Below are 22,636 nucleotides of genomic sequence, written 5' to 3'. Positions count from 1 at the left end.
TAAAAAGGATTACCTTTGCGCCCGATTTGGTGGTAATCGAAATAATCCAGTTTTGGTTACTTCCCCAAAGTGATAATTACCATATGAAAGATCTGCGCAACATTGCCATTATTGCTCACGTTGACCACGGCAAGACCACTCTGGTTGATAAGATGCTTTTGGCAGGAAAGCTGTTTTCCGACCACGAGACTCCGGGTGAATTAATAATGGACAGTAATGACCTGGAACGGGAAAGAGGAATTACCATTCTTTCCAAGAATGTCTCCATTACCTACAAGGGCACTAAGATTAATATCATTGACACTCCTGGTCACGCCGACTTTGGTGGAGAAGTTGAGCGGGTATTGAATATGGCCGATGGTGTGCTGCTTTTGGTTGATGCCTTTGAAGGCCCTATGCCACAGACACGTTTCGTACTGCAAAAAGCACTCGAACTTGGCCTACGCCCTATCGTAGTTGTCAACAAAGTAGACAAACCGAACTGTACACCGGAAGAAACTCAGGAAAAAGTATTTGACCTGATGTTTAACCTAGGCGCTACAGAAGAGCAGCTGGATTTCCCTACCATTTTCGGTTCAGCCAAATTCGGTTGGATGAATACCACTTGGGAAGAGCAAACCGACAACATCCTTCCTTTATTGGATGCTATTATAGAGCACGTACCTACTCCAACAGTAGCAGAAGGCAATACACAGTTGCTCGTTACCAGCGTTGATTACTCTCGCTACATTGGCCGAATTGCTATCGGTCGCCTAAGCCGTGGTGTACTGAAAGCTGGTCAGCAGGTTACCTTGGCAAAGCGTGATGGCTCAATGGAAAAGCACCGCGTAAAGAACCTTTACGAATATGAAGGTTTTGGTCGCTTGGAAGTAGACGAAATTCAGGCTGGTGACATTTGTGCTATTTTCGGTGTAGAAGATTTTGACATTGGTGATACTATTGCCGATGCTGAAGCTCCTGAGGCACTGCCTACCATTGCTATCGATGAGCCTACCCTGAGTATGACCTTCAATATCAATGACTCTCCGTTTTTTGGTCAGGAAGGCAAATTTGTTACCTCTCGTCACCTTAAGGATCGCCTAGAAGCAGAGCTAGAGAAAAACCTTGCCCTGCGTATTGAGCCTACCGAAACACCAGATTGTTTCCGCGTATTTGGCCGTGGTGTACTCCACCTTTCTGTTCTCATTGAAACCATGCGTCGCGAAGGTTACGAACTACAAATCGGACAGCCTCAGGTTATCATCAAAGAGATTGATGGCCAAAAGCACGAACCTATCGAAGAATTAACCATCGACCTTCCTGATACAGTAAGTGGTACTGCTATCAATATGGTAACCCAGCGCAAAGGCATTATGCTGAGCATGGAACCTAAGGGTGACCGGGTGGTTTTAGAATTTGAAATCCCCAGCCGTGGCCTGATCGGTATGCGTTCTAATATGCTCACCGCTACTGCTGGTGAAGCGATTATTACCAGCCGCTTCAAGGAATTCCAACCGATGAAAGGTGATATTCCTGGCCGCTTAAACGGCTCGTTGATCAGTATGGAACAAGGTAAAGCCATTCCTTACTCTATCAATAACCTTCAGGATCGTGGCCGTTTCTTCATCGAAGCTGGTGCAGAAATCTACGAAGGACAGGTAATTGGCGAAAATAGCCGCCCATCGGATTTGGTTATCAACGTGACCAAAACCAAAAAGCTGTCTAACATGCGCTCCTCTGGTGCTGATGACAAAGCGAGAATTATCCCGCCTCGTCAGTTTACACTGGAAGAAGCACTGGAATTTATCCAGGCAGATGAGTTTGTAGAAGTAACGCCCAAGAGCATTCGCTTGCGGAAGATGCTACTTCGCGAAGCTGAGCGTAAGCGCGGCAAAAAAATCACGGTATAAACCGGAACATTTGCAACATATAAAAATCCCGAATTTTAGCTACGGCCGAAATTCGGGATTTTTTTATGCCCTGTAAGCGCAAAGGCAATATTATCTTAACTAGATTTTATTGAAAAAACCTTATTTTTAGGCGCAATCATACACCCCACAACCTCACTAACCCTATTAACTATGCGTAAAGCAGTACTCTCCTTACTCGTTTTTACTACTTTTCTCGTTTTATACGCGCTTAATGACCAACCTTTACCCAATAAAGGAACAGTGCCCTCTTCTTCTAATGACCTTGATTACTGTGGCAGCAATTTGGCCTGGCAGCGCCTTATGGAGCAACAACCAGATTTGCTCCAATTACAAGAGTCACTCGAAGAAGCATACTACCAGGATCAACAAGCAGCAAGTTTAAAAACAGCCGCTCCACCATATACGATTCCTGTAGTATTCCATATTGTACATCAGGGCGGAACAGAAAACATTCCAGCAAGCTCTATTCAGCTTTCTCTCGATCACCTCAACCAGTCGTTTGCAAATGCAGGTCCTTATGACCCGAGTACAGGCGTAGCTACCAACATAGATTTTTGCTTGGCAAAACGCAAGCCAGACGGCAGTCTTTCTTCAGGTATTGAACGGGTGAATGATCCGCTGACCACGCTCAACATGAGTGACGACCTGGCCCTAAAGAACCTAAGTCGATATGACCCTACCCAATACCTCAACATCTGGGTCGTCGATGAAATTTGTAGCAGTACCAGTTGCGGCGTGGCAGGCTATGCGTATTTCCCTAGTTCCCACGGTGGTAACGTAGATGGTATCGTTGTTGAAGCACGCTGGTTGGGCAATAGCCCAGCCAATAGCTCGGTGCTCACCCACGAGGTAGGCCACTACCTGGGCTTGTACCACACCTTTGAAGGTGGATGTCAAAACGATGACTGCCTTGCTAACGGTGACAGGGTTTGTGATACACCTCCTGATCAGTCTACCGCAGCAGTACCTTGTAACGCATCTCCTAATTCCTGTACAACTGACACCAACGACGGCTTTGTAACTGACCAGCCGGATATGTTCCAAAACTACATGGACTACGGTGACTGGGGCTGTTATTCCATGTTTACGCCAGGACAGCGGGACCGGATGCACTTCTTTCTCGATGGTATTCGCGCCAGCTTGCAGAGTAGTCAAGGTTGTCTCGACCCTTGTACTTCGCCACCCAGCGTGAGTATTACCAACGACTTTAGTACCACCGTTGCCCAAGGCGCTACGATCAACCTTACCGCTGATGGTGTCAATGCAGATACCTACACTTGGTACCTGGATGGTACGGTCATTGGCACAGGTAATCCGCTTCCGTATATTTTCACCGCCGAAGGCAGCTACAATGTGAGTGTTCAGGTAGGTAATAGTGATCCTAACTGTCAGGCAGATGCCCAAAGCCTTGTGCTCGTGCGCTGCCCTGTACAAGCAAGCTTTAGCCCCAGCAGCTACGCTGTTACTCCAGGATCGGTTATTTTCTTCACGGATGCTTCTACCAATGCCAGCAGTTTTGAATGGTTCGTTGATGGCACCAGTGAAGCGACTTCTACCGGATTTTTCTACCAATTCGATAACCTAGGCACTTACACCGTAAGCCTGGAAGCCTCTAATGGTGATTGTAGTGATGAATTTTCGGTTGTAATTACCGTTGGTACGCAAGGTAGTAGCCAGGCTGGTTTACCCGTCTGGCCAATGCTAGGCGGAAGCAATGGCGGTTTCCATACCGTAGATTGGCGCACTGATCCACCCACAACCAGTACGGTTGGTCCAATCAGTGACGTTGGAGGCGGTGGTACCGGGGCAGCTTTTAATAGCTGTGGCAGTGTCATCTTTTTTGCAGCCCATACTGCACAGTCTACTCCGAACCAGCTATTTATCTATCGCCCTGACGGTACTCCTCTACTCGATGCAAGTACGGCCAACGGTCCAGGTTTGAATGCGGTAAGAGGCCCAACAGAACTACAGGTTATCCCTGTACCCACCACCCAAGATGAGTGGTACCTAATTTACAGAGAATACGGCAGTGATAGCGGTGCTCCCGCCAATAACGCCTCTTATTCTCCATTACGACTAATGTACAGTCGGGTAAAACTTGAAGCAGATGGCCAATTGACCGTAGTGGTCCGTGATCAAGTCCTAAATGCTGGTGCCAATAGTTATACCTACAACGATGGTATGGCCGTTTCTCGCACTATTAATGGTGATCCCACTCAGCAATACCTCTATGCTGGTCGACATGCTTTAAACCAAAGCTCCATCTCTGTCGATCGTTTTATCATTTCCAATACCGGCATCAGTTGGCAAGAAAATACCGGCGACATCCCTACTGGTGGTTATTGGGTACTCACGCATGCGGGTTCCTACATTGAACTCAGCCCTACCGAAGATCGAGTAGTCGTAGGCAACCGAAATCAATTCACCAATTACGTTGATTTTATTATTCTGGAAACGGCGAATTTCAATGCTGCCAGTGCTACTACTTTGATGGGGGAAGACTTGATCCTCGTTGCTGATGGCCAAACCCAGGACGCTACCAGCATTTTGCCCATTAATCAGCGCATTGGCGACTTGGGTACAAACAACAGCTACCCACTCCTCTTCTTACGTAATTTTCAGAAAAAGCTTTCTGGTGTCGAATTTAGTCCCAATGGACGATTCCTCTACCTCACATCTGGTGGTTATGTATCCAGCGGTTACACCAATCTCACTTATTTGGCTCAAGTAGACCTGGAAAGTGACCCGCTAGAAGTCCGTTTACAAATCCAGGATACACCCACACCATACAATACAACGACTGGACTAGGATGTACTTTTTCCTCTTGTGGTGAAGAATGGGAAGCTATTGGTGGTGTAGAGTCTTCCTTTGATGGCAACCTTTACTTTTCGAAAAGAATTGGAAATCAATTGTTTGTCATACCTAACCCTAACAACTTTATGCCTCAGCGGCTGGTCCCTGGGTCTATTGATTTGGCAACCGCAGAAGAACCAAATGTTCAGGTAATTGGGGGCCCTGGCTCTTTAGTTGATCAAATAGACGGATTCAACTACCTGTCTAGCCAGTCGCAAACCGTCAATCTTTCGATTTTTGGATTGGATTGTGCAGGTGACTGTCGTGAACCTTTCGATGTACAAATTTCCAGCGATGACGGTTCTTACCAGGAAACCTTTACCATCGTAGCCTGCCCTACCATCATTCCAGTTTGTGCCGATACCAGCTTGAGTTATAGTATCGTTGATTTGGAATTGGGAATCGAATACCCCAATGCCATCCTTAATGGCCAAGTAAACGCTCCCCTAGGCAACGATCGCTTTGAATTCTCAGAACCTCTGGGTTGCCCTGGGGATTGTGACGAGCCGTATGTTTATTTCTACGGCGAAGATGCAGATTACAGCGGCCGCACCTTACTGGCCTACAATGACTTTATTTTTGTTGGTGGCCAAAGAGGAGACGAAGCCATGCTCACTAAATTGACAACAGCAGGAGATGTTGTTTGGGCACAAACCATGCAACTGCTAAACAACTTACCCAATGTCATCGTTGACCTGAAAATTGACAGCGAAGGGATGCTCATTGGAGCTGGTAGTGGTCGTTCGGGTAGTAACATTGCCTCCTTTACTTTCAAGATCAACCCCGATAACGGAGCTACCATTTGGACGCGTACCTATACTGATCCGGCCAGTACCTATTTCAATGTATCTGACATTTTCGAATCTCCTACCAATGGAGATTATATAATACTCGGCACTGCATTTAATGGTTCCAGTGGATTGGGATGTGACGCGGCCTTCTACTCCATAGACCGCGACGATGGAGACATTGCTTCTGAACGTATCCATTTCCATTTAGGCTCGTGCGAAGGTATTGAATCGGCAGTAATCAGTAACAACAGCTTCTTTGTAACTGGGCGTTACAACTTTTCTGGCGGCGGTTTCAACCGCATGCGTCCAGCTATTAGCAGTTTTAACAGTACAGGAACACCTCTTTGGTCACGCCTATATTTAGTCGGTGTTAACCAGGATGCTCGACTGTACAGTTCTGACATTAGTCTCAATGGGCCCAACAACCTGACAATTCTCGCCCATGGTGACGATAATGGAATTGCTGCTGATAATAACGACTTCTGGATCATCAGTGCCAGAATAATCAACGGTGGTGTCGAAGTAGCTACCAAATACACCTTACCAGAACCTATTAACGGCAAAGAAATCTTGACAATCAACGGTAGCTATGTCGTACTAGCTCAGGCTCGAAACTCTAACAACCTCTACCTAACTCGTATTAGTAGCCTTGGCGATGTTATTTGGGCTAAGCAACTTCAGAACCTCACCTCCACTGGTTCTGGTGATGAAGTGATCCAAATTGGAGAATACCTCTACCTTACCGCACAACATACCGGTAATACCAATACAGAAATGGCCCTTCTTCGAATCGACCTAGAAACGGGTGAATTCCCAGAAGGCTGCATAAGCAACGAAGATGTTACCGTTACCCGACAGTCTGTTCCCATCCCTTACGACGGCTTTAATTCACTTTCACCTTACGATACCCAAATAGATGGTAGCAGTGATTTTGACCTAAGCCCTACCCTACTAGATCCACTACCAATAAGCTGTGCACCACCATGTGAACCGGAAGATTGTACCAATGGAATCGATGATGACGGCGACGGTCTAGCAGATTGTGAAGACCCCGATTGTGATTGTGAAGAAATTTGTGACAATGGCACCGATGATGATGGCGATGGCCTAATAGACTGTGACGATCCAGACCTCGCAGATGATTGTTGCTGCTATGTTCCACCAGTGCTTGAACTTGGAGAAGATATCGTTGTCTGCGAAAATGGCGTCATTGTATTGGATGCTGGTCCTGATTTCACGAGTTACCTCTGGTCAGATTTAACGACTGAGCAAACATTAACGACCACCTTCCCTGGCGAGTACAGCGTAGCCGTTACCGACCAATGTGGCAATACCCAAAGTGATACAATTCTTATCACTGTGGACCCCGCTAGTGAAATTGACCTGGGGCCTGATGTAACGCTTTGCCCTGGTGAAACCTTGACATTGACTGTTGATGGCTTTGAAAGCTATGAATGGTTCCCGGCAGGTAGTTTTGATTGCAATACCTGCCCTACGGTCGTCTTTACAGCAAGTGTTGATACAGAAATTATCATCGTTGCGACCAATGCTGCCGGTTGTATCAGTACCGATACATTGATGGTTACCATTGCTGGCACCCAGCCAGGCAGTTATACGGCAGCTGGCCTTTGCCCCGGTGAGTCCATAACTTTCGGAGACCTAACCATTACTGATGCTGGTCTCTATCTCGACACCGTTTCTACCGGTACCTGCCTGACGATTGACAGCTTGGAAGTAACACTCCTGGAGCCCTTCAACACAACGGAAGACCGTATGATCTGTGCAGGACAAACCACAACCATTTTTGGTAATGAAGAAACAGAAGCAGGAACCTACGAAATGACCTTCACTGCTGAAAACGGCTGTGATTCTACACATACCGTAATGCTCAACGTGCTGGATACGTTTGAATCTGCTGAAACCATTACCATCTGTGAAGGAGAAAGCGCCACCATTTTTGGGGAACAACAGACTACTGCTGACGAATACAGCATGACCTTCACTGCCGAAAATGGTTGTGATTCTACGCATACAATTACTTTGGAGGTGCTAGAAACGTTTGCCACCAGTGAAATGCTCAGTGTCTGTGCGGGTAATACCATAGAGATATTCGGCAATGACGAAACCGAAGCCGGAGATTACAGCATGACCTTTACCGCAGAAAATGGTTGTGATTCCACGCATACCGTTACTCTTACAGTATTGGAAACCGTTGATACAGAAGAAACAATCACTATCTGTGATGGCGAGATGGAAACTATTTTCGGCGAAGAGACAGGTACCGCTGGAACCTACAGTATGACCTTCATGGGGCAAAATGATTGTGACTCTACGCATACCATAACCTTGGAAGTGCTGGACACCTTTACCACTAGCGAGGACATAAGCACCTGTGAAGGTACGCCTGTTGATGTCTTTGGTACGCCAACCTCTGAAGCAGGTACTTACACGATGACCTTCCCTGCCGAAAACGGTTGTGATTCTACGCACATAATCAACCTGACCGTGCTGACCACCTTTAGCACCAGCGCCAGTGTAGGCATTTGCCCTGGTGAGAGCACCGAAGTGTTCGGGGAAACCGTAAACCAAGCCGGAGAATACAGCATGACCTTTACCGCAGAAAATGGCTGTGATTCGGTACATATCATCACTGTTATTCAATTGGATAGCTTTAGTACCACCGAAACCATTGATGATTTATGTGAAGGTGACAGTGTAGAAATCTTTGGAGAAACTGTTACGGAAAGTGGCGTATATCAGCAGACCTTTACTGCCGAAAATGGTTGTGATTCTCTACATACGATAACCGTCAATTTCTTACCAACGACCACTACCACTGAGGAGGTGTTTATTTGCGAAGGCGAAAGTATAGAAATCTTTGGGCAGCAAGTCAGCATTCCTGGTACTTATCAGGAAACTTACATGGGCAGCAATGGCTGTGATTCTACCCATGTGATCACACTTACGGAAGAGACTTTCTCTGGTAGTGCTTACATTTTCCCACCTTGTCCAAGTGATCCTGAATCGTGGATCGTCTACATCAGCACCAATGGTAATGGCGGGCCTTACACCGTAAGCTGGAATGGTATTGAAGTAGTAGGTAGCACCATTAATAATATCCCTGTCGGCGATCACACTGCGATAGTGACCAGCGCTAATGGCTGTATGTATACGGTTGATTTCACTATCCGCCCCTACAATCAACCTTGGTGGGGACTGGTAGCTGGTCCTAGTTGCAACGATCCTCAATCTGGCGAAATCCGCATTCAAACGGAGCCAACGGATGAGACACTTACCTTCAGTCTGGATGGTATTACCTTCAGTGAAACACCCATCCTTGATGGGCTTTCCGAAGGAGACTACACGCTCTACGTCAAATACGGTGATCGCTGTGTGGTGACGGAACCCATCACGGTTCCTGGCCCAGAGACCTTTAGTCTGGCTCTACCCGAAGATCAAACCATCAAATGGGGCGAAAGCTTGCCTATTGATCCTCTAACGGATGTTGATCCGGGAGCGATCTATCAGTGGACGCCCGCAGGTAGCCTTGATTGCCCGGATTGTGAAAAGGTTATCGCTCAACCGGAAGAGACGACACGCTACTTCCTTAAAGTCACTGACGAAAATGGCTGTACCGAGGTGGATGATATTCTCGTAAAAGTAGATCGCAGAATCCCTTACTACGTCCCTAATGCGTTTACGCCAAACAACGATGGCAAGAACGACTACTTCACCGTATACGCCGCTACTGGTGTAGAAGAAGTGCAGCAAATGGTTATTTTTGACCGCTGGGGTGGAGAGGTTTTTGTACGCACCAACTTCCCTCCTAATCGTGAGGAACTGGGATGGGATGGTCGTTCACGTAAGCAGCAGGTCACTCCTGGCGTTTATGTGTACTACCTCGAACTCAAGCTCAGCACGGGTGAGGTGGTGATGGTGAAAGGAGATGTTGCTTTGATTAGATAAAAATTGCACAAGTGATGGAACCATATAAGTCATTTAAGTGATTTTAAAGAGATGCTTAAATTTTCTTACCTGACTTATATGGTCCAATATCCACTTTCATGAGAAAGATTATTTACTACGTAGCAACCTCACTGGACGGTTTCATTGCAGGCGTCGGTGAAGACATTAGCGGTTTCATCCAACAAGGTGAAGGTGTCAATCAATATTTAGAAGACCTACAGAGCTTTGACACCGTGATCATGGGACGAAAAACCTATGAATTCGGCTACAAATACGGGCTGACTCCCGGCCAACCGGCCTATCCACACATGGATCATTACATATTTTCCAACTCGCTTTCCTTTGAGAGTCCTCACGAAAAGGTTCACATCAAGAAAATAGACAGGGACTTTATTTTGGAATTAAAACAACAAGAAGGTACCGATATTTACCTCTGTGGTGGAGGTCAATTTGCGGGATGGTTATTAAGTGAAGGCCTACTGGATCAAGTAAAAATCAAACTAAACCCAATGATTCTTGGAAAAGGGATATCACTATTCAATGAGGTTAAGAGAACTTATCAACTTAGCTTAAATGACAGAAAAAGTTTCCCTTCAGGCTTGCAGATCATTTCTTACGACGTATTATATTAACGGCCTATTGATTCTTTCACCGTTAAGCGTTCAAGATGTCTAAACCAGCTTTCACTATTTCTACTGATGCGTCCAAACTGGATGTAGAAATGATTCATCAATTCCTAAGTAAGGAATCCTACTGGGCAAAAGGTAGAACGCGAGAAACCGTAGAGATTTCCATTAAAAACTCCCTGTGTTTTGGCGTCTACACACAGGAGCAGCAAATTGGGTTTGCTCGCGTAGCATCAGATTACGCCATTTTCGCCTGGATCATGGATGTCTTTGTTCTACCTGAATACCGCGGGTTGGGCGCAAGTAAGCTACTCATGCGTGCCGTCGTCAACCACGAGGCGTTTGCTAACCTCCGCAGGTGGGGATTAATGACCCACGATGCCCATTCTTTGTATCAGCAGGTGGGCTTCCAACAGCTTAAGAACCCGGAATATTTCATGGAATATTTGTCTAAAAAAAAGTAGCGTATTACAATTCCGAACGACTTTCCGTGCAAAACGCTTCATCTTTGTGCTACCGTTATAACAGCAATTACTGCACGTTTTTATAACTCAAAATTCCTTCTACATGCAAGGCCCCAACCCCAGTACGATCTTCCCGTTGGCGAACTATGACCGTCTTTGTTTTTTGAAAAACATCATTAAAAACCCCAATATCATTGTGGGCGATTACACCTACTATGATGACTTCGAGGATGTCCAAAATTTTGAGAAAAACGTCAAGTATCATTTTGACTTTGTGGGCGACCAGCTTATCATCGGCAAGTTTTGCATGATAGCTTCAGATGTTACCTTCATTATGAACGGTGCCAATCACCTTACAGAAGCTATCTCCACTTACCCTTTTGCTATTTTTGGCCATGGCTGGGAAAATGCGATGGAAGGCAAGACCTACCCTACTAAAGGAAATACTGTTATTGGCAACGATGTATGGATCGGGCATCGAGCAACCATTATGCCTGGGGTTGCTGTTGGTGATGGCGCCATTATTGCCACCAATGCGACCGTCACCAAGGATGTCCCCGCCTATGCAGTGGTAGGAGGTAATCCCGCCAAAGTGATCAAGATGCGGTTCCCAGAGGACGATATCGCCCGCCTGTTGGAGTTACAATGGTGGGATTGGCCACTAGAGAAGATCACCGATAATTTGGGGTGGTTGACGGGGAAGGAGGTTTAAACTGGAAGTAACTACCTCCTACGATCCTCTGCCTTGAATGCGCCCCGGTTATGCAAGATCCATTGTGCTTCATCCAGGGGAGAAACGCCTTTGTAGGCACGGATTTTCTCTTCGCTAGTAGTTGTCTTCTGGTAGCCGTCGAGCGTCAATTTCAAGCGGCCTTTGCCGGAGGTCGTTGCACTGAATTTAATGCCGTAATCCATCGCTTGCTCCACGGGAACCCTTCCCGTAAGTACAAAGAAATCGCCCTCAAAAGTAGGCGAATTTATCTGGGCACTCATCTGGTTCATATCACTTGCGATAGCCCCCAACAACTCCTGATGAGCTTTGATTTGAAAGGCATACATTGGCTCCAGCAAGTCGGTATCTGCTTGCTCTAAGCCGCGTAAAATGCCCATTGGGGTAGCCAGCAAAAAATCGCCCGGATTGGAGTGCATCGTATGCTCTGAGCCTTCGATCAGCGTAATATTAATATCGGTCACCTCCCAACCTTTTATACCTTGTATCAACGACCAGGGTACCGCGCGTTTGACCTCATTTTGGTATTTCGTGCTGATGTCGCTGGTTCTTACTTTAGAGGTAAAAGTAACTCCGCTGCCAAGTGGTGCAGGCTCTATAAGGAAGGTCATGATAGCCCAACAAGGCTTGGGCATCCAATAACGAACGTAGCCCTCAGCAGACTGCTTTGGTGTTTCTTTGTAAATAACCTTTGGTGGTAGAAATTCAGCGGCAATGCCAAACCGTTTGGCAAGGCTATCCTTCAGCACCTCGGTCTGAATAGGGCCCAGTATTTTCAGTTGAAACTCTCGTTCTTCTTTAAACCATTGAAAATCCAACTGTGGATCCTCCATATTCAGAATTTCGAGCGCTTCGCCAAGTTTTTGGTAGTCTTTTTCTTCTTCGGCTACGGCTTGTACACTCAGTACCGCTTGGCTGATGGTATTGAAACCTTCGGCAAATGTTGGTTGGCCCAGCACATCACCGGCCAGCACCATTTCGGAAGTCGTCATCACTCCGATTTCGCCGGCAGCCAAAGCTCCGACTTGTTCCAACTTTCCCAGTTTTTGCTGATAAATTTGATTGATTTTCAGGTCTTTTTCTAGATGTTGCGACCAAATTACATCCTTGCTCTGCAAATGACCACCATACAACCTCACGTGCGCTAAACGGCCCAGTTTAGCGTCATATTCTACCTTGAATACTTTCGCTGATGGTACATCCTCCGTAATCTTTTCAGGAACAAACAAAGTGGTCATGGTATCCAATAAAGCATCGATACCCAAATCCATTTTTGCACTACCAAACAAGATGCCAATCAATTTCTGAGTCTTCAATTGTGGCTTAGCTTTTTCGAAAACAGCCGCTAAATCATTCGTATTTCCTTCTAAGTAATCCTCTAAAAACCAATCATCTAGTTCTGCTAAATTCTCAAGAGATTTTTCGAGAACAGGTTTCGTAAGATAAGGCTGTGCATCCATAAAATCGACGACGCTAGGATCATCAGGCTGACTATTATCGCCGTAATTCAAGGCGAATAAGCGAACGCCCAAATCTTTTTCAAAGTCTATAAAGACTTGCTCCAAGTCTGCACCACTGCGATCTATTTTATTCATAAAAACCAGCATGGGCAACTGCCGTTCGCGGATACTTTCCCACAAATTTAAAGTGTGTGCTTGCACCCCTTCCACAGCTGAAACAACCAAAACAACGACATCTAACACAGATAAAGCTCTATCCACTTCCGCAGAGAAATCAATGTGCCCTGGTGTATCCACAATATTGATGTGCATGTCTTGCCAGACAAAATCGACGGTGGCCGTTTTAATAGAGATCCCTCTGTCTTTTTCCATGGCCAAACCATCCGTAATGGCAGAACCTTTATCCACACTACCACGGTCTTTGGTGGCGCCAGCGGTATAGAGTAGGCATTCTGTCAGGGACGTTTTCCCTGCGTCAACGTGAGCGAGAATGCCTATGGTTAGTATTTTTTTATCGGGCATGATATCAATTAGCGTGAGGCTTATCATTAACCTCACAGTACAAGGTAAAAAGTATAGGGTATTTGGTATAGTGTGAGATTTCGGCTTTTAAACTCAAACGGTCGAAGATACAACTCGGGAGGCTAAATCTAGGGCCTCCCATATCTTTACATACAGATAGCTTTGTATAATCAGGGGGCGTACTTTCTCGCAAAAGTATCCGGTAAAGTCAAGTTTACGATAACGAGCAACGGTGAGGAATATCCTTTTTGCTTGACAAAAAAGGATCAAAAAGTCAAGGCTTGTGACGGTTCTCCTAAAAACAGCCAGTGATTCTTGATCGCTTGCGAAGCCGCTCGCCCCAGCATCGTTTATGTAAAGGAAAGTTAATAAATTTGTCCAAGCTTTTAGCTGTAGTATCCTATTACTTTGGGCTCAACTTCCGCGCAAGCTAGTGGGTAATCGCTGCTGTCTGTTTTTTAAACGGAGAATCGTCAAGAGCCGGAAAACCAGTCGATTAATCCCGTATATTAGGAGGTAAAAACACTATTTCCTGTTCTATAGGATTTGATTTGATCATGCCATTTCACGAGATTCAGCAACTGCAGTTTTCATTTCTTTTGCTTCTTTCTCACTAATGATACCTGCAAATTCTAATAGCTCATTACCTGAGTGAGTATCAGTAACTTCCTCTTCTCTTATTGTTCTTAATATTTCCTCTACTAATCGCAAGCGATCAGATATTGAAAAACTATTAACTATCTCCAATATATCTGTCTTACCCATTTAAATCATCTATTTTCTAATCCTTGTTACTTCATTCAATACTATTGCTAAAATAAGCTTTTTAATAATGTCTTTCAAGAAACATCCTGTTTTTAGACAACTCACGTCACATATTCCTCTCCCGCCAAGCCTGCGGGCCCACTCCTTGCCATCGTTTGAAAGCTCGCGAAAAGGCGCTAATATCAGCATAACTGAGTAGGTAAGCTACCTCGCTGATACTTAGGTCTGCACGCCGCAGGTAGCTAAGGGCAAAATCCTGGCGAAGTTCTTTGAGGAGTTGCTTATAGCTGTAGTTTTCGCCTTTTAGGCGACGCTGGAGTGTTCGGGGACTTACATTCAGGTAGTGGGCGACTTGCTCAACCGTTGGGAATGCTGGTTTTACCAACTGTACCATTGATTGCCTGACAGTATTCACGAAGCCTGTTTTTTCGTCTATCTGAGCCGATTTCTGTTCGGCATGGGTAACTAAAATTCTAAGGAGTTCAAAATCTGCAGTAATGATGGGTTGTTCTACTTGTGACTGATGAAGTACTATCGCGATCTCTTCTTTTTTAAAAACCAAAGGCGCTTTGAAAATTCGTTGGTATTCGGATAAAGAAGGGCCTGTTCCCCAGGGAAGATGTACCGCCGTTGGGTGATATTGCTGCTGAGTAAGCGTCTGAAATTCGCGGAGGGTGAATACGAGAATACCTTCTGCTGTATGCCGATAAGCGAGAGGAGATTGCTGCTCCCAAAGCTTATTCTGCTGAAGAGACACCTTGTAATAAGCTCCTGCTTTTTCAAGGTGCATGGGCAATTCGCTACAGCCCAGGTTGGCAAACTCGCAGCAGTATTCCAGAGCTTGCTTTACGGTCGCAGAAGTTTGGGTAATCTGGCCGATGAGCCCCGCTGCGGAAAGGCTTAGCCCCTCTCCCATGTGTAACCCAAGGCAGGGGTCTCCCGTCTTGGCTGTCGCTGCTTCGATTATCGAATTATAGACCTCCCGGCTCAATACGCTCTCGGGGCTACCCAAATCAGCCTCTGACTGGCCACTCAGGGCAATCAAGTGCTGATAATCTGCGCCCTGCCGCGCGGCGAAGGTGGCTACATTGAGTACAAATCTTCCATTAAAGGCCATGCTCAAAGGTACACATTCTCTTCTTTGGCGCGAAATGACAACAGGCTGGCAGTTTCGGTCAAGCAGCCAGGGCTTCGTTCGCCGACCTTTGTGCTAACAAAATCAAAAATAATGAAAACCATCACCACCTCTATTGTTATCGACGCCCCTATTGCTACCGTTTGGGCCATTTTAATGGACCAGGAAGCTTACCCTCAGTGGAATCCATTTATCCAAAAGCTCCAAGGCGAGCTTGCTATTGGTAATACCATCAGGGCAACGATCCAAGCTCCTGGCCAGAAAGCAATGAACTTCACTCCTGTAGTGAAGGTGAACCAACCAGAACGGGAATTTCGCTGGCTTGGCCATCTCTTTTTTCCTGGCCTTTTTGATGGCGAGCATTATTTCTTGCTGGAAGACTTGGGAGAAGGACAGACAAAGTTCATCCACGGTGAGCAGTTTAGCGGCATCCTTTCCGGCATTATTCTCAAAATGATCAGGGAGAATACCAAGGTGGGGTTCTTGGCGATGAATGAGGCCCTGAAGGCGCGGGCAGAAGCATGAAAGTTAGAGCTTACCCTATTGAATGAGATTTCTATGAAGTTCCTTGATTCTACGAACTGGCCTCAAGTTGCGAAGCCCCACCTCCGACCCTGTGCAGAGTTGATTGGTTCTATGCCTTTTACCAAAGAACGTCCTCCAAAAGCCAGATTAACGTAATGCCACCTCCGTTAACCAATGGTATTCATGCAACTAGCAGGAACAAATGTGTCCCGCTGAAGGGACCGATCCACAGGATCGAGGGAGGGTTGCCCTAGTCGCAAGGGCAACCCTCCTCCGCCCTTCGGGCACCTCCTCCAAAGGAGGACACGTAGATCCCTTTAATTGGGCACGAACTTAAGCGCATTCAGAACCAATCAACTCTCCGACCCTGTGGGCCACTTCCGCCCGAGCGGAGGACATCGGAGGGCCGTGGGCCGTGATAATATCTTTTTTCTGACTCGTTTGCTTGCAGAGGTTGGGCCAGACACTGATAGATTCGTAAGAATCGTATTGGTGCGCAGGCCTATAGGCCGGAGCTCGGGGTGCGGAGCAACCAAGGACAATGGGATGGACGGGAGTGATAGCGACCAGACAGCCCGGTGCCAAGGTACGAAGGCATGGCCCCAATAACAGCTCTGAACATACGCTAAAGCACCACCTCTGCCACGAAGAAGCCAATATAAGTGCCCAGCCCAGAGCCGAGGGTGCCCACCAGGATAGAAGGGAGAATAAGGTCGGTGCGATTTAGGCTTTTGGCCAGGGCCATAGCAGAGGAAGCTCCACCAACATTGGCCTGACTGGCGATGGACACCAGGTCCCAGTCTTGCTTGAGTAAACCGCCAAATAGAAAAATGAGCAGGCCGTGAACCAAGACAATGGTCGTTGTAAAGATGGTGATTGTCAGGGCCATTTCGCCGATCTCGCCGAGGGCCGCTAGTTCGCAAAAAGCACCAATGACCGCCAGAAAGAGGTAGACGAAAAACAGCCCCAAGAGCTTTGCTCCGCTGATCTTTTGGATGGCAGGAATTTGCGCTAAAACCAAAGCAATTGTCGTGAGAATCAGGATAGAAGGTATGGCCACGCCATGGCTTGCCAGTAGGTCGGTCAATGCTTCGGATGCCCAGAGTGTACCCGCGCCTAATGCGAGTAACAGGCCCAACTGCATGGGGTCTATATTTTCGTCCTCGCTTTGAATGGCCGTTATTTCTTCGGCGGTAAGTTCCTGCTGGCCAGAAAGTTGATTGCGTGGCCACCAACCCTGGAGTAACTTGGGAATGAGGAGCGTAGCGATCATCCAAATAGCCGTGAGGATATTATCGACGGCAACGGTGCCAGCATAGAGGTTGCCTTCTTCCATCATGTTGTATTCAATGGCGATGGCGTTGAAATTGACACTGCCGCCAGTATAAGTGCCGGTCATCATGCCTGCCAAAGCACGGTAACTTTCGCCCAAAGCACTGCCGCCGCCCACTAGCCAAACGGCAAAAACTGCTCCGATAGCAGTGCATAGGGAACCGATGACAAACATCAACAGCATGGGTAGCCCAGCTTTCTTGAGTTCGCCAAGATTGACGCCCAATAAAAGGAAGAAAATAGAGATGGGCGCTACGTAGTGAAAGATGCCGTCGTACAATTCGGAGCCCTGCGTAGCCGAGGGAATGATACCCAGGTTGGCCACCACTGCCGTGAGTAAGATAACCAATAGCGTGGTGCCTAAATAGCGCAGTACTGTATGCCGGTTGAGCCATTCGCTAATGACGATATTTAAGGCTAAGACGGCGAGAATAGCGAGGGGAGCTTGCATGAAAGGTGAATATGGATGGAAGAAAGGAGGTAAGATAGCGCTTATGTTGGGAAAGTGTTCGCTAACGCTCACGGCGGTGTTCTTCCGACTAAAAGTCGGAATCGCGGGGGGGGGGCGTTAACACTCACGGTTGTGCTCGTTTCACTCGCGGGGAATGCCAACTATTCTAAGTAGTAGACTTTGGAGAATAGTTTATCTACTTTTCCATTTTCATCTGTAGGATATAGCTTGAGTTTTCTCCTGTCTAGAAAGTCAATATCAAAATCAAAAACTACATTGTAGTCAACAACAATAGCGTTAATATTCCAGTCTATATGAGCAGAGGTAAACAGATAGCTATTAGATATTCTAAAAGAATCATGCACTATAAATTTATCGTTTTGAGAGAGCCACACCCCTGAAGTAGAATTCACTATCGCGGGGGGTATCCAGTCCTCTGTTCCCTCTTCCATTCTGTTAGAAGTCCATACCCCACTTTCAGCTACTGCGTAAATACCTGTAGATTTACTAAAGGTAATTTCTTCCCTTTTCTCATTATTGAAGCTATATGCCTTGATACTTTTGCTAGAAAAGCCTGAAAGCTGAAACTTCAAAATCTTTTCCGGGCCATCGATGATCAGAAAAAAGCTATTTCCTAATTGCCTAACAAACCATAGACCTCTATTGATAAATTTATCCTTTTCTGTTTCTCGATTTATAATACAAACTTCCTCTTCATAAAAGGAAACGCTGTAGTTGAAATCATCTATTGAGAAATCGAATGTATTTCCTTCAATCATTTCTATTATTTCAAAGTATTCTGCATCCAGAACAATATCTACGGCGGATAAGCATCGATATTCAACAACATCAAAGCGATGGCTAAAAAGACTACCTCTTAAGTGATCAAAATCTGCGTTGATCGTATCCCCATCAACTATTGCATAGCGACTGTCGTCTTCTTCATACAACTCAAACTTCCTTGCTCCCGCCGGTGATAGAATGCACCCCTGCCTCAAAGGAATAACTTCAATAGAATCTTGGCTTAAAAGAAAAATTCTGTCATCATCAAAATGATAATATTCTCCTGTTCTTTGGCTCTTTTCTATACCCTCTAATCCTACTAAGATTCTATCATCGTCGCTTGTACATGCGTTAATTAGCAGAAATAGTACAAAGGCCAAAGCCCCCTTACTTAAATTCATATAACTGTCTTTATAAAACTGCACAGATCACAGGCAAAGCCCTACCCCTTCTCCACGACCTTACGTAGCGCCTCTAAATATGTAGCCCAGCAGAAGCTGGTGCGGCGAAAATGATCGTTGATTTTTTCCCAGCTGGTATGTGCGAAACGTACCGTAGTCATTCCGTCTTCTCCTTCTGTTAATTGAAAGTGGAGTTGAGTGGGTGCCCAATCACTATCGGCATCCGTCATTTGCCAGCTTATTTGTGAAGGAGGCGTGACCTCTACGACTTTCGCGCGCCAGTCGTAATCTTTGCTGAAGAAAAACTGGTATTCTGCATCTAATGATGGTTCTCCGGCAGCTTTGGTGGTCCACCAGGAACATAATCCTTCGGGGGTGGTAATGGCTTCAAATACACGCTCAGCAGGGGCGTTGATGGTAAGTAGGTGGTGGATACTTGGCATGATTGGTAATTTGGCTCTTTTCAAGATACGCTTTTTCTGTAATTTTAGGACTTCGTATTGTGTAGAAAAAAAGTGCAATTTCCCTTAAAGACAAATAACGACCTATGCGACTACTGCTACTTCTTGGTTTTACAAGTATTTGCCATTTGCTCATGGCACAAACCATACAAGTTTTTCCCTATCTTCAAAAAGCAACGCCTAGCAGTATTCACGTGCTTTGGGAGACCGACGAGGGAGAAGAAAGCACCGTGGAGTGGGGTTTAACCACAGCCTTAGGAAATACAACCACTGGCAACACTACCTCTACCAGTAATGATACGCGTATGCACGACGTGCAATTAACGAGTTTGGAACGGTTTACCACCTATTATTACCGTGTAATAACGGGAAGTGCCGTATCTGAAGTTTTTAGTTTCAAAACGCCACCTTTTGCTAGTGACAATGAGTCGTTCAGGCTACTGGCCATGAGCGATATGCAACGCGACGGCAACCAGCCTGATAAATATCGGGAAGTTGTTCAGGACGGCGTGATTCCCTACCTAAATGATCATTTCAGTGATACCTTGACGGAAGAATTAGCGCTGGTGATGATCCCAGGGGATTTAGTAGAAAATGGTAATGTGTACAGTCAGTGGAGAGACCACTTTTTCACGCCGGCACAGCCTCTTTTTAGTCGTATCCCGGTTTATCCCGTGCCGGGGAATCACGAGAACGATTCGGACTATTTCTTCCAATATTTCAACTTGCCCGAGAACGGCAGCGCAGGGTCGGAAGAGCATTGGTGGTACCATGACTATGGAAACCTGCGCATCATTGGGCTCGACTCTAATGGGCCTTACACCACTGAGGAACAGCTCAACTGGCTGACAAATGTACTGGCGATGAGTTGTGAAAATGAGGACATTGATTTTGTCTTCGCGCAACTCCACCACCCTCACCTTTCGGAATTATGGCTACCCGGAGAGTCCAACTTTACGGGCGAGGTGATCCAGCGCCTGGAGGATTTCAGCACCGATTGTGGCAAGCCGAGCATCCATTTTTTTGGGCATACACACGGGTATTCGCGCGGCCAATCGCGGGATCACAAGCACCTTTGGGTAAACGTAGCCACTGCGGGCGGAGCCATTGACCATTGGGGAGACTACCCGCAGGCGGACTATGATGAATTTACGGTTTCCCGTGATGAATGGGGTTTTGTAACCGTGGATGTTACCGCTGGTGAGGAGCCACAATTCACGCTCAAAAGGATTAGCAGAGGCAACGAGGCCAACTTTTTGGACAATGTACTCGTCGATAGCCTGACCGTACGTAAAGCCAACCGGGCGGTAAGTCAACCAACGGCCATCTTCCCCAATTTTGACCTTGTTTCTCCGGAGTGTGTTGTACTGAAGGCAGGTGAATTCGCTTCCGGCACACCCGAGGCTACCCACGGGCAGAGTCACTGGCAAGTTTTCACCAATTGCGAAGACCTCACAGCACCTGTTGCTGAACGCTGGAAAAGCTACCAAAACCTCTACTTCTACGAAGATACCCAGGCCGGCGACGACCTTACCGACGAGCGTATCACCGGACTCACCCCCAACACCAATTACTGCTGGCGCGTACGTTACCGCGACCGGGAGCTCAACTGGAGTGAGTGGTCAAGCGTTGTGCCTTTCACTACTGGCGGTTCTTCTTTTTCTGATAATATTTTACTCAACCCTGGCGCAGAAAGCAGCCTGCAATACTGGGATACCAATGAGGGGATCGTTGAAGCACTTACCTCGGGAGAATGTAATGGAATTGCTCCACATAGCGGCACCTATTACTTTGCAGTAGGTGGTCTTTGCGAAGAAAGCCCATTTGCTCGGAGTAGCCAGGAAGTCAATGTTGTTGCTTTTGCGGATTCTATTGACACCGGCAACTGGCAGGCTAATTTCGGCGGCTATCTCGCTAATTTTTCCGGTAGCGACCGCCCCGCTCTTTACTTGCGTTTTTTGAATGATGCCGGGGCGGTGCTTGATTCTACCCCAGAATTTGCAAATTTGAATAGCAACTGGACGCTGGTGGATGAATTTCACAACCTACCTGCACAAACCAGACTCATCGAGTTTGTGCTGACCGGCACCCGCAACGCAGGTACTGACAATGACAGCTATTTCGATGATCTGTTTTTGCGGTTAGGTAACAGTACTGGTGCTTGCTCAGAATATGTCACTGGCAATTCTTCTGTATCTCCCCCTGCGGAAGTATTACAGGTAGCGCCTAACCCTTGGTCGAATACTTGCCGAATACTGTTGCCAGATACAAATGCAGACACCATTGAACTTTACGTGACCAATGATATTGGCCAAAAGGTTCCCGTTCGTTTTACCCAAGAGGACAACCAGCTCTTATTGGAGCGAACCAACCTTCGTGCAGGAATTTATTTCTTTAGCGTAAAGCAAGCCGGAGTACTTGTGGGAAGTGGGCGGTTTGTGGTGGAGTAGGTGAGGCTTTCTTATAAATTTCTTATTGTCAGCAAGCGGCCCTCCAAGCCTCACGGTATTGGGTACAAAGTACTTGGTACACCAACATTAAGGATTAGTAAATCCTGAGGAGCTGGTGGTCATCAGTCTAGCTAAAATCAGTTCGTAAACTCCCCAATAAGCTCTTAACTATGATGAAATCCATTTTTTACCTTCTTCCCCTGATAATCTTCCTGAGTGTCCTCCCATTTTTTGTAACAGCTCAGGAGTTTAAGCAAGATCGAAAAACGGGCAAATATTACCTGAAAGATATTTACAATACCAGGCACCAAGACATTCTCTACGATAGTGTTAGCACTTTTAAATATGGTATTTCGATTACGAAAACGGGGGATCATTACGGAGCTGTCAATACCAGCGGGAGGATTGTTTTACCTAGCGAATATGACGAAATAAGGATCAATAGTGCCAGTAGTATACCTATCCGAAAAGGGGATTTATTTGGTTTAGCAAATGGCAAAGGAGAGCTATTACTTCCTGTTCAATTTGAAAAAATTGACCATCTTTCATTGGAAGGAGCGTTGGTAAAAACAGGAGGGCAGTGGAAAATATTCAAGGAGGGCAGTTACAGCATTCCTGCGAAAGACGTCATTTTTCATTATCCAGACCAACCGGCACAGCTGTCTGAATGTGTAGATATGGAAACAAAAGACTGCAGCCGGATGCAACTCATTCGCCCAGTATTCAAACAATTAAATTACCCTCCAATAGCACGTGAGAANGGGATTACAGGGACAGTCACTATCGGTGTTCTAATTGATGCCCAAGGAGTCGTAAATGATATCCACCTTATCAATGGTATCGGCTACGGATGCGACGAGGCTGCGCTGAATACAATACGACTAGGAACAAGAGGAAAAAAATGGGAGCCTGCAAAGCAGGATGGGAAAGCGGTCAATTCTTATTACCTCTTCCCTGTGGGTTTCAACCTTCATTAAGTGTATAAACAGATCAGCCGCTTGCTTTCCTAA

14 protein-coding genes are annotated in these 22,636 nt (G+C 46.3%); 8 read left to right on the top strand and 6 right to left on the bottom strand.

What is annotated here, in order from left to right; genetic code table 11:
* Window positions 1-83 precede the first annotated feature (83 nt).
* From typA to A3EU_RS0126275, 5 genes are all read left to right on the top strand, one after another.
* Window positions 84-1,889: a translational GTPase TypA gene (gene typA / locus A3EU_RS0126295; protein WP_026211603.1), complete on the top strand. Its 1,806-nt coding sequence runs from the start codon at window positions 84-86 to the stop codon at window positions 1,887-1,889.
* Between the two features lie 171 nt (window positions 1,890-2,060).
* Complete coding sequence (locus A3EU_RS0126290) at window positions 2,061-9,521, top strand: M43 family zinc metalloprotease (RefSeq protein ID WP_020539173.1); 7,461 nt, start codon at window positions 2,061-2,063, stop codon at window positions 9,519-9,521.
* A 98-nt stretch (window positions 9,522-9,619) separates the two neighbouring features.
* Window positions 9,620-10,153, top strand: coding sequence for a dihydrofolate reductase family protein (locus A3EU_RS0126285; protein WP_020539172.1), 534 nt, complete (start codon window positions 9,620-9,622; stop codon window positions 10,151-10,153).
* Between the two features lie 35 nt (window positions 10,154-10,188).
* Entirely contained in the window at window positions 10,189-10,611 is a 423-nt protein-coding gene (locus A3EU_RS0126280; RefSeq protein ID WP_044086973.1) for a GNAT family N-acetyltransferase, read from the top strand.
* Between the two features lie 103 nt (window positions 10,612-10,714).
* On the top strand, window positions 10,715-11,323 hold the full coding sequence (locus tag A3EU_RS0126275; protein WP_020539170.1) for a CatB-related O-acetyltransferase: 609 nt from the start codon (window positions 10,715-10,717) through the stop codon (window positions 11,321-11,323).
* Between the two features lie 11 nt (window positions 11,324-11,334).
* On the opposite strand, the gene A3EU_RS0126270 is transcribed toward A3EU_RS0126275, so the two are convergent.
* The 3 genes from A3EU_RS0126270 to A3EU_RS0126260 all read right to left on the bottom strand — a co-directional run bounded on the left by A3EU_RS0126270 (window position 11,335) and on the right by A3EU_RS0126260 (window position 15,205).
* Window positions 11,335-13,323 carry an elongation factor G gene (locus A3EU_RS0126270; protein WP_044087071.1) on the bottom strand — a complete coding sequence of 663 codons (1,989 nt, stop codon included), beginning with the start codon at window positions 13,321-13,323 and terminating at the stop codon, window positions 11,335-11,337.
* Window positions 13,324-13,878: 555 nt separating this feature from the next.
* Window positions 13,879-14,088, bottom strand: a complete 210-nt coding sequence (locus tag A3EU_RS0126265; protein WP_020539168.1) for a hypothetical protein — start codon at window positions 14,086-14,088, stop codon at window positions 13,879-13,881.
* Window positions 14,089-14,194: 106 nt separating this feature from the next.
* A complete protein-coding gene (locus A3EU_RS0126260) occupies window positions 14,195-15,205 on the bottom strand; it encodes an AraC family transcriptional regulator (RefSeq protein WP_020539167.1) in 1,011 nt (336 codons plus the stop codon).
* Window positions 15,206-15,316: 111 nt separating this feature from the next.
* Here A3EU_RS0126260 and A3EU_RS0126250 point away from each other — a divergent pair, with 111 nt between their 5' ends.
* The gene (locus tag A3EU_RS0126250; protein ID WP_020539165.1) at window positions 15,317-15,748 is read left to right on the top strand and encodes an SRPBCC domain-containing protein; all 432 of its coding nucleotides are present in this window, start codon (window positions 15,317-15,319) and stop codon (window positions 15,746-15,748) included.
* 625 nt (window positions 15,749-16,373) lie between these two features.
* Here the strand turns inward: A3EU_RS0126250 and A3EU_RS0126245 are convergent.
* From A3EU_RS0126245 to A3EU_RS0126230, 3 genes are all read right to left on the bottom strand, one after another.
* Entirely contained in the window at window positions 16,374-17,531 is a 1,158-nt protein-coding gene (locus A3EU_RS0126245) for a DUF819 family protein (protein WP_020539164.1), read from the bottom strand.
* Between the two features lie 161 nt (window positions 17,532-17,692).
* Entirely contained in the window at window positions 17,693-18,715 is a 1,023-nt protein-coding gene (locus tag A3EU_RS0126235; protein ID WP_020539162.1) for a hypothetical protein, read from the bottom strand.
* A 41-nt stretch (window positions 18,716-18,756) separates the two neighbouring features.
* Window positions 18,757-19,158, bottom strand: a complete 402-nt coding sequence (locus A3EU_RS0126230) for an SRPBCC family protein (RefSeq protein WP_020539161.1) — start codon at window positions 19,156-19,158, stop codon at window positions 18,757-18,759.
* A 104-nt stretch (window positions 19,159-19,262) separates the two neighbouring features.
* Here A3EU_RS0126230 and A3EU_RS31960 point away from each other — a divergent pair, with 104 nt between their 5' ends.
* Together A3EU_RS31960 and A3EU_RS0126220 are read left to right on the top strand one after the other, a co-directional pair.
* Window positions 19,263-21,626, top strand: a complete 2,364-nt coding sequence (locus A3EU_RS31960) for a fibronectin type III domain-containing protein (RefSeq protein ID WP_020539160.1) — start codon at window positions 19,263-19,265, stop codon at window positions 21,624-21,626.
* Window positions 21,627-21,796: 170 nt separating this feature from the next.
* Window positions 21,797-22,603, top strand: a complete 807-nt coding sequence (locus A3EU_RS0126220) for an energy transducer TonB (RefSeq protein WP_020539159.1) — start codon at window positions 21,797-21,799, stop codon at window positions 22,601-22,603.
* The last annotated feature ends 33 nt before the right edge of the window (window positions 22,604-22,636 follow it).

The organism is Lewinella cohaerens DSM 23179, from assembly GCF_000379805.1.
Lineage (GTDB): Bacteria > Bacteroidota > Bacteroidia > Chitinophagales > Saprospiraceae > Lewinella > Lewinella cohaerens.
Note: the sequence above shows the minus strand (reverse complement) of the source record. Positions and strands in the feature narration are given on the sequence as shown.

Excerpts from the sequence above, each read along its gene's own strand:
- typA (WP_026211603.1), top strand. The coding sequence starts at position 84 with ATGAAAGATCTGCGCAACATTGCCATTATTGCTCACGTTGACCACGGC.
- A3EU_RS0126290 (WP_020539173.1), top strand. The coding sequence starts at position 2,061 with ATGCGTAAAGCAGTACTCTCCTTACTCGTTTTTACTACTTTTCTCGTT.
- A3EU_RS0126285 (WP_020539172.1), top strand. The coding sequence starts at position 9,620 with ATGAGAAAGATTATTTACTACGTAGCAACCTCACTGGACGGTTTCATT.
- A3EU_RS0126280 (WP_044086973.1), top strand. The coding sequence starts at position 10,189 with ATGTCTAAACCAGCTTTCACTATTTCTACTGATGCGTCCAAACTGGAT.
- A3EU_RS0126275 (WP_020539170.1), top strand. The coding sequence starts at position 10,715 with ATGCAAGGCCCCAACCCCAGTACGATCTTCCCGTTGGCGAACTATGAC.
- A3EU_RS0126270 (WP_044087071.1), bottom strand. The coding sequence starts at position 13,323 with ATGCCCGATAAAAAAATACTAACCATAGGCATTCTCGCTCACGTTGAC.
- A3EU_RS0126265 (WP_020539168.1), bottom strand. The coding sequence starts at position 14,088 with ATGGGTAAGACAGATATATTGGAGATAGTTAATAGTTTTTCAATATCT.
- A3EU_RS0126260 (WP_020539167.1), bottom strand. The coding sequence starts at position 15,205 with ATGGCCTTTAATGGAAGATTTGTACTCAATGTAGCCACCTTCGCCGCG.
- A3EU_RS0126250 (WP_020539165.1), top strand. The coding sequence starts at position 15,317 with ATGAAAACCATCACCACCTCTATTGTTATCGACGCCCCTATTGCTACC.
- A3EU_RS0126245 (WP_020539164.1), bottom strand. The coding sequence starts at position 17,531 with ATGCAAGCTCCCCTCGCTATTCTCGCCGTCTTAGCCTTAAATATCGTC.
- A3EU_RS0126235 (WP_020539162.1), bottom strand. The coding sequence starts at position 18,715 with ATGAATTTAAGTAAGGGGGCTTTGGCCTTTGTACTATTTCTGCTAATT.
- A3EU_RS0126230 (WP_020539161.1), bottom strand. The coding sequence starts at position 19,158 with ATGCCAAGTATCCACCACCTACTTACCATCAACGCCCCTGCTGAGCGT.
- A3EU_RS31960 (WP_020539160.1), top strand. The coding sequence starts at position 19,263 with ATGCGACTACTGCTACTTCTTGGTTTTACAAGTATTTGCCATTTGCTC.